Annotated in this window: 7 protein-coding genes and 1 tRNA gene; 5 read left to right on the forward strand and 3 right to left on the reverse strand. The window is 43.2% G+C overall.

Annotated features, from left to right (window positions below; all coding sequences use genetic code 11):
• Positions 1-101: hypothetical protein (locus IQR33_RS34630; protein ID WP_228014183.1), on the forward strand; the 101-nt coding region annotated here is incomplete at its 5' end.
• Positions 102-122: 21 nt separating this feature from the next.
• Positions 123-572 (forward strand): DUF411 domain-containing protein, encoded by a 450-nt coding sequence (locus IQR33_RS27045; protein WP_005382005.1) that lies wholly within the window; start codon positions 123-125, stop codon positions 570-572.
• A gap of 65 nt (positions 573-637) precedes the next feature.
• Here IQR33_RS27045 and IQR33_RS27050 read toward each other — a convergent pair whose 3' ends face one another.
• The gene (locus IQR33_RS27050; protein ID WP_193837644.1) at positions 638-1,336 is read right to left on the reverse strand and encodes an oligogalacturonate-specific porin KdgM family protein; all 699 of its coding nucleotides are present in this window, start codon (positions 1,334-1,336) and stop codon (positions 638-640) included.
• Between the two features lie 438 nt (positions 1,337-1,774).
• Complete coding sequence (locus IQR33_RS27055) at positions 1,775-4,426, reverse strand: beta-N-acetylhexosaminidase (RefSeq protein WP_193844224.1); 2,652 nt, start codon at positions 4,424-4,426, stop codon at positions 1,775-1,777.
• A gap of 494 nt (positions 4,427-4,920) precedes the next feature.
• Here IQR33_RS27055 and IQR33_RS27060 point away from each other — a divergent pair, with 494 nt between their 5' ends.
• Positions 4,921-5,793 carry a TraB/GumN family protein gene (locus IQR33_RS27060; RefSeq protein WP_064353689.1) on the forward strand — a complete coding sequence of 291 codons (873 nt, stop codon included), beginning with the start codon at positions 4,921-4,923 and terminating at the stop codon, positions 5,791-5,793.
• Positions 5,794-5,945: 152 nt separating this feature from the next.
• Entirely contained in the window at positions 5,946-6,329 is a 384-nt protein-coding gene (locus tag IQR33_RS27065; protein WP_005384085.1) for a hypothetical protein, read from the forward strand.
• 186 nt (positions 6,330-6,515) lie between these two features.
• Here the strand turns inward: IQR33_RS27065 and IQR33_RS27070 are convergent.
• Positions 6,516-6,592 (reverse strand) — tRNA-Pro (locus IQR33_RS27070).
• Between the two features lie 259 nt (positions 6,593-6,851).
• On the opposite strand from IQR33_RS27070, the gene IQR33_RS27075 reads away from it, so the two are divergent.
• Positions 6,852-6,966 (forward strand): DUF3149 domain-containing protein (locus IQR33_RS27075; RefSeq protein WP_193844226.1); only part of this gene is annotated, 115 nt, incomplete at its 3' end.

Genomic DNA, 6,966 nt, shown 5'->3' on the forward strand with positions numbered 1-6,966 from the left:
GATTTTTGCTCAGTCCTGTTGTCGCAGGAGCGGCAATGGCACTGTCTTCAATTACTGTCGTTAGTAATGCAAATCGACTACGACTGTTTTCAGTAAAATAACCACTTCTTTTTGAGGGTATTATGAAGTTGAAACTATTGACCTTTGCAATGCTTGCGACCGTGTCCGCCAACGTATTGGCAGCCGATGTCATTAACCATAAATCGCCATACTGTGGCTGTTGTGGAGAATGGACAAAACACATGGAAGAGAACGGCTTTACGGTCGAAGAAAAATTGCACGATGACATGAACGCCATCAAACGCGATCTAGGCATCAAGAATGAACAGCTTTACTCTTGCCACACGGCAGAGATCAACGGCTATCTGTTTGAAGGTCACATTCCAGCCGAAGACATTAAAGCGTTTTTGAAAAATCCACCACGTAACGCAAAAGGCCTATCAGTACCAGGCATGCCAATGGGCTCCCCTGGTATGGAATATGGCGACAAAAAAGACAGCTACACCGTTTACGCCTTTAACGAAAAAGGCCAAGTGTTCGAATATAGCCACCACGAAGGCAACGACCAATAAAAACAAAGCCCAGCGAGATAAACCGCTGGGCTTTTTCTTAATGGACAGTTAAGACAAATATAAAATTAGAAGCCGTAAGAGGCACCAAATACAAAAGCGTTATTCACTAGGCTGTCACCACTCGCGTTTTCTGCACCGTGTGCTTGACTACGGAACTCAAAGTAAGGTTGAACACCTTTACGAGTCCACGTTGCACGAAGCTCGTGGTCCATGGTTTCCGCTTCAATCATGTAGACGTTGTTGTAGCTTAGCGTCACATCCTCATTCATCACGTAACCGATGCGGTTGTCCATGCGGTAATCTGTATCCGCATCTGCGTCTGCGTCTGTCGCATCAATGTGCGCACGAGTACGGTTACTTAAGGAGATGCCGTTATCGAAGTTGTAACCGATCTTAACCAATGGACGGTACTGTACATTCTCGCCAGCAGAGAACAGGTGTTGGTAACCCGCGGCAACCCATAAATGATCGGTAATATTAAATGACTGCTCACCACCCACAGTGATTGCTGGTGTTGTGTTACCTGCGCCACCGTTTTCTGTTTCCAGTTTACCCAACTGAATACCATCAAATTCGGTGTAAACCGTAAAGCCGCCGAATTGGTTATCAAAAGTATGACCAGCTTCCAGTGTAGACGTAACGTCCGAACCATGAATTCGACCATCATCGTGGAATTGAACATTACCTGTTACGTAAGAAGAACCAGCAAAAGCGCTAGAAGCGAAAGCGAGAGAAAGAGCACTCAGTGCAAAAATGTTTTTCATAATTACTGCCTTTATTTATTCACGTTATGCGATAGTTTTAGAGGGCATCTCTTCCCTTTTATCGCAAACTTTGGAATGTGCCTCCTTGGCGTTCGCAATATTGTTTTAATTAATTCGCGATGGAAAATAAAACATTTTAAAAAGTGATCTTGTTCAAACCGAGCTCAACAACCCTGATAAAAACATCGGAAATACAGGCACTTATTGTATTTTTATAAAATTATTCAAAAAATAGAAGTGTGATCATAAACAGGTTGTTTATTGATATTTAGCAGATTAAGTCGATCCAGTTCACAATAACCTTGACCATTACAACCAAAAACTTATTTATCAATGAAAAATAATTAGACATCGATCACGCTTAATTTCCTCAAAAAATAAAGAAAGCCCCAACATGATGTTGAGGCTTTGCCAAAAAATTAACTTACAAGAATTGAGTTATTTCACGCTGGTCACTCGACTTGCTTTCTCACCGGTTGCTGACACGGAACGGATAAACACTTCACCTTTCACATTTGGACGAGCACTATCTGCGTAAGTTAGCCAGTTCTTGCCGTCTAGAGAGTATTGAAGCTTCACACCCGGGAACTGAACGTTCATTGCCAGTTTACCCTCTTCAACTTTCGCGCCTGGTACAGGTAGGCGGTAGTCGATACCCGCTTTTTCTAGCTTAGCCAGTTCGCGTTGGCCAAGTAGGTTCGCAAAGCGGTTGTAGTCTTGGTTTAGCGCAGCTTTGTTTACTAGGTTAGAGTTTTGCGAGTATTCAACACCCACTTTGTAGTCGTTTTCCCAATCAGCACGGTGCCATGCACGTTCAGCGGCTGCCAGTACGCGAGGGAATACCATGTACTCGTATTGCTCGTCGTTACGTACTGTCTCAGACCACAGCTGTGCTGATAGACCATAGAAAGGTTTCGCTTTGATTTCACCTTTACCAGTGAAGCCGTTACCATCGCGGTCTACAGAGGTTTCTGCGTTCTGAGGCATGTTCTCTGGTGCAAAACCAAACATCTTACGAGTATCTGTTGCACGCGTCGCCCAGTAGTAACCACGCTCTTTCGGGTCAACTTCGTACGGCATGTCCATGTATACGTAGTCTGGGTTAGAAACGATAACGTCGTAACCTTTCTTAGACCATTCGTACACTGATGATGTGCCACCCCAGTAAAGAACGTCCCAGAAGTTAACACGTGTGTTTTCTGTTGCGAACGCTTTCTCACCTTCACTGTACTTAAGGCCATCTTGCCAAGCTTGGAAGTTTGGAATGCCTTTCTCTGCCACCATCTTCGACACTTCTTCTGCAAAGTGGCTTGGTAGATGAGCAAAATCGCTTACCGTACCGTCTGCAATTAGCGTCTGACATTGTGGTGACTGTGCGAATGGCTTGTCTTGCTTAGACAAATCAATGTTACCCTTCCAGCTTACTTTGTCTTCTGCGTTGATGTCTTGCAGACCAGCGCCTAGCTTGATGTTCTTCGCTTCGTCACCACCAAAGTGCCATGTTGTTAGCGGCGTGCCCGCTTCTTGGTGCATTGCTGCTACTTCTGAAATCACTTTATCAACAAAGCGAGTTGAAGATTCCATACATGGGTTGATGAAGCTTTGCTTATTGTAGAACTGAACCGTCGTTACGTTCGATGTATCTTGAGGATCCATCAGGCGGTACTCGTTTGCTTCTGCTTCTTTACCTTCTTCCATTAGACGGTCGTAACGTGCTTCCATTGATACCACTGCTGCACGAGCGTGTGCTGGCATATCGATTTCAGGAATCACTTCGATGTTACGCGCTTTCGCGTACTTCAAGATGTCCACGTAGTCTGCTTTGCTGAAGAAGCCAGAACCAAAGTTGTCTGTCGTTGCACCTGAGCCAAGCTGAGGCAGTAAACAGCTTTTCTCTTCCAAATCGAAACAACGGTTAGCACCCACTTCAGTCAGCTCAGGCAGACCCGGGATTTCTAAACGCCAGCCTTCATCATCCGTTAGGTGAAGGTGTAGTTTGTTCATCTTGTACGCGGCCATTTGGTCAAGCGTTGCAAGAATCGCGTCTTTAGAGTGGAAGTTACGAGCCACGTCCACCATCACACCACGGTAATCAAAACGAGGCGCATCTTTAATAGACAGTTGTGGTAGAGAATCAGCATTTTGGCTATCTACCAGGCCAAAGATAGATTGTACTGCGTAGAAAGCACCTGCTTGGTCAAACGCTTTAATCGCAATACCGTCGCCTTTGATGCTCATTTCGTAAGCACCAGATTTTGCTAATTCACCGGTGAAGTCTGCAGGAACAACAGTGATGCTTACAGGAAGATCACCACGAACATCCACACCTACCACTTCTGCACGATCTTGAATTGCTGCGTATTGAGTCGCATCGAATGCGTCTTTAGGCAGCGCGATACCCGCCGCGATATCTACGGTACCTTTACCTGCTTCAACAGACAGTGGCGTTGGTAGTAACGTGGTTGATACGTCTTGTTTTACTAGGTCTTCGTTCTTCTCGAAACGAGACACAGCGTTTGCAAATACGTTGTTGTCATCTGGCGTACGTTTTAGGTTGTTCCCCTCAAGGCCAGTCACGAAAGATGCAACGTCTTCTGTGTTAAGAGAAGCAATCATCTTAGGCTCTGCATTTGGTGCAGCAACGAACGCGCCTGGCATGAAGTCAGTTTCAAATAGCTGCCAGTATTCAGCAACAAGAGGAAGCACAACCTCTTCACCCGCAGCAAAACCATCAAACTTATCTGTCGGTTCTAGTTTGTGTAGGTCACCCGTTACGCGAGAGATTTTGAACTGTTCGTTTTCAACATCCAGAATCAGACGAATGCTGTGGAAGTAAATAGCCCAATCTTTTGAGTCAACCGCTTCTCCTTGGTTAACCAACGTCATGTTTACCTTGTTACAAGACGCCCACTCAGCCCCTAAGCCCTGACAAGCAAGACCTTCGTTTGCGCCGTGGTTAGTCAACACTTGGTATTGAATATCAAGATTATTAGCCAACGAATTTACAACTTGTTGTTCAGAGCTTTGCAGCGCAGCGCAACCTGCTAATGTAGTGATAACAGAAATAGCAATCAGACTAGGTTTAAACATCTTACTTCCCCAAAAAAGTCAGTGGTTCAAAACGACAATGATAAAAATCTCGGCCCCTCAAATGCGAGGTACCTAACCGTTACATTCAACATACAACCTGTTATTTCTAAGCGTAAAATAAATAGAAATAGGAAGTGATCCAGCTCAAAAAATGACACTCAGCAAAAACAATAAAAACCTAATTTTCATGGAGTTACAATACACGTCAAAATCGAACAACTTGTTTTGACGAGTTTGCTGCGATCTAGGTCACTTATATTCATGAGTTACGACTGATTTTGTAAGATTTGGATCACGCCTAATTATTTTGTGAACCATTAGTAAGCGAATTACCTATTTACCTTTCGTGAAGTGACTCTCATTTATTCGTCGTCAAAACTCGTCAATATTTTTATAAATGACGATTTTGTCGAATACACCACTGGAGAAATTGCACTTAACCTCACGCTATTTTGCGTATAAAGTTTCAAGGTATCTTATCTGAGGACCATTCTATGTTTCGTCTCTTGACGCTCATATCATCTCTACTTGTTACTTTAACGCCTTTTTCATCTTATGCAGAGCCACAGCATTGGTTAGCGAAAAAAGGGGAAACCGAACTTATGATTATTGGCTCGGTACATGTGGGGGATAAAACGATGTACCCACTCCCTAGAACGGTCATCCAGTATTTAAGCCAAAGCGCAGGGTTGATTATTGAAGCAGACGTCAGGAATTCTGAAGGCTTGGTTTACCCACAAACAACCATTCTTTCTAAAGATGTTTTAGACAGAGCTCAACGTCGCCACTTAATTGAAATTGCCCAAGATTTAGGTTTGCCAGAAACTCAACTCCTAAATTCCCCACCTTGGATGGCTGCATTCACCATCCAACTCGCTTTAGTCAACAAACTGGGGTATGTCTCTGATAAAGGGGTCGACATGCACCTAATAGGACTCGCTGATAAAAAGCAAATCCCGGTCATTCCACTAGAGTCAGTGCAATTCCAAATCGATTTAATCGCAGGTCAATCAGAAGGCGGTAAAGAGATACTTCTCTCGTCAATTGAAGAATATGATGGCGGAGAAGAGTTGGTTCAATGCTTGATAGAGAGTTGGAAGAGTGGTGATGGTAGCATGTTGGTCGAAGCCTCTTTGACCGATCATACAACAGAAGAGTTTAACCAAGCCTTTTTATACGAGCGTAATCGAGATTGGGCTAAAAAACTCGACACTGGCAGTGTTCTACCTCAACAATCGGGTCGCTTCACCGTTGTTGTTGGTGGCTTGCATTTAGTAGGTAAAGATAACCTGATTGAACTGCTTAAAAATCGGGGATTTAACATCAAACCACTGGGTAAGACGCGCCAAGCAAATTGTGATATCTAGTGATTGTGTGAAAAATGCCATTTAAATACAATTATTTAAATACAACCATTTAAAAATTCATTCAAACTTTCTTATAAAACGCCGTTAAGCTAAGTGGATACAAAACAACTCATATGAAATTTAAATATTTATTCCTATACACGATTGGAATTATGCTCACTTCTTCGCTGTCTTATGCTAAACCGCCATGCAACGTAGAAGCTTTTCAAGCTATTGATATAACTCCGGAAGTAAAAGGCGGTGTTTTAGATAAAGAGAGTGGTCAATTTCTTATTACCGAAAAACCAATGATGCGTTGCGCGAACATCACGTTTTCAACAGCCCACACTCGAAATCGCGTTGCACATATGATGAACCAAGGCTTTGAAGCGGTTTACTATGATGGAAATACAAGCAAATCTCACTCAGTAACGTTTGATGAAGACGATTTAAAAGCGGGTTACGTCAAGATTGGTCCAAATCACCCAAAGACCGCTTATGTCTGCTTCACTACTTCTGAAACTCCTATCAATACTATCTCGTGTGACATCAAGTAATAAATTTACTCACTCTAAAAAATGAAAAGGCCCTACATTTCTGTAGAGCCTTCCTCTCAATACGTGTCGGTGAAGTGCCATATTCGAACATCAGGCGAACCCCAATTTGATTCGATACTATTGAAGTCTAAAATTACTAGCGCTAAAAACGACGAAAGCCTGCTCATTGAGCAGGCTTTCTAAAAGTGGTCGGTGAAGAGGGATTCGAACCCCCGACCCTCTGGTCCCAAACCAGATGCGCTACCAAGCTGCGCTATTCACCGAGATGTTTAACTGAGGAATTGTCCCCGTCAACGAATGCGTATATTACGGATTCTGAACTGTGGCGCAAGTGCTTTTTACAAAAAAACCTTAGGTCTTAATTCGTTTGATGAATAACTGAACACTAGCACGTAAAATGTGACTGATAACTCACAACAAAATACAGTTTATTAACCTTAGCAACATAATTGATCCAGATCAGTGTGCAACAAGACACCGCCATTTAGTTTATTCCTGTCGGGAACATCTTGGAGGAAACGTATGGACTTTTGGCTTGATCTCCTATTTGGTAATGCAGTGGGTCTATCGTCAATGATAGTAATTTTTGGGGCAATTGGTCTGATGTTATTTTACGGCGGTTTCTTCATATACAAGA

The organism is Vibrio sp. OPT46 (assembly GCF_015163535.1).
Classification (GTDB): domain Bacteria; phylum Pseudomonadota; class Gammaproteobacteria; order Enterobacterales; family Vibrionaceae; genus Vibrio; species Vibrio alginolyticus.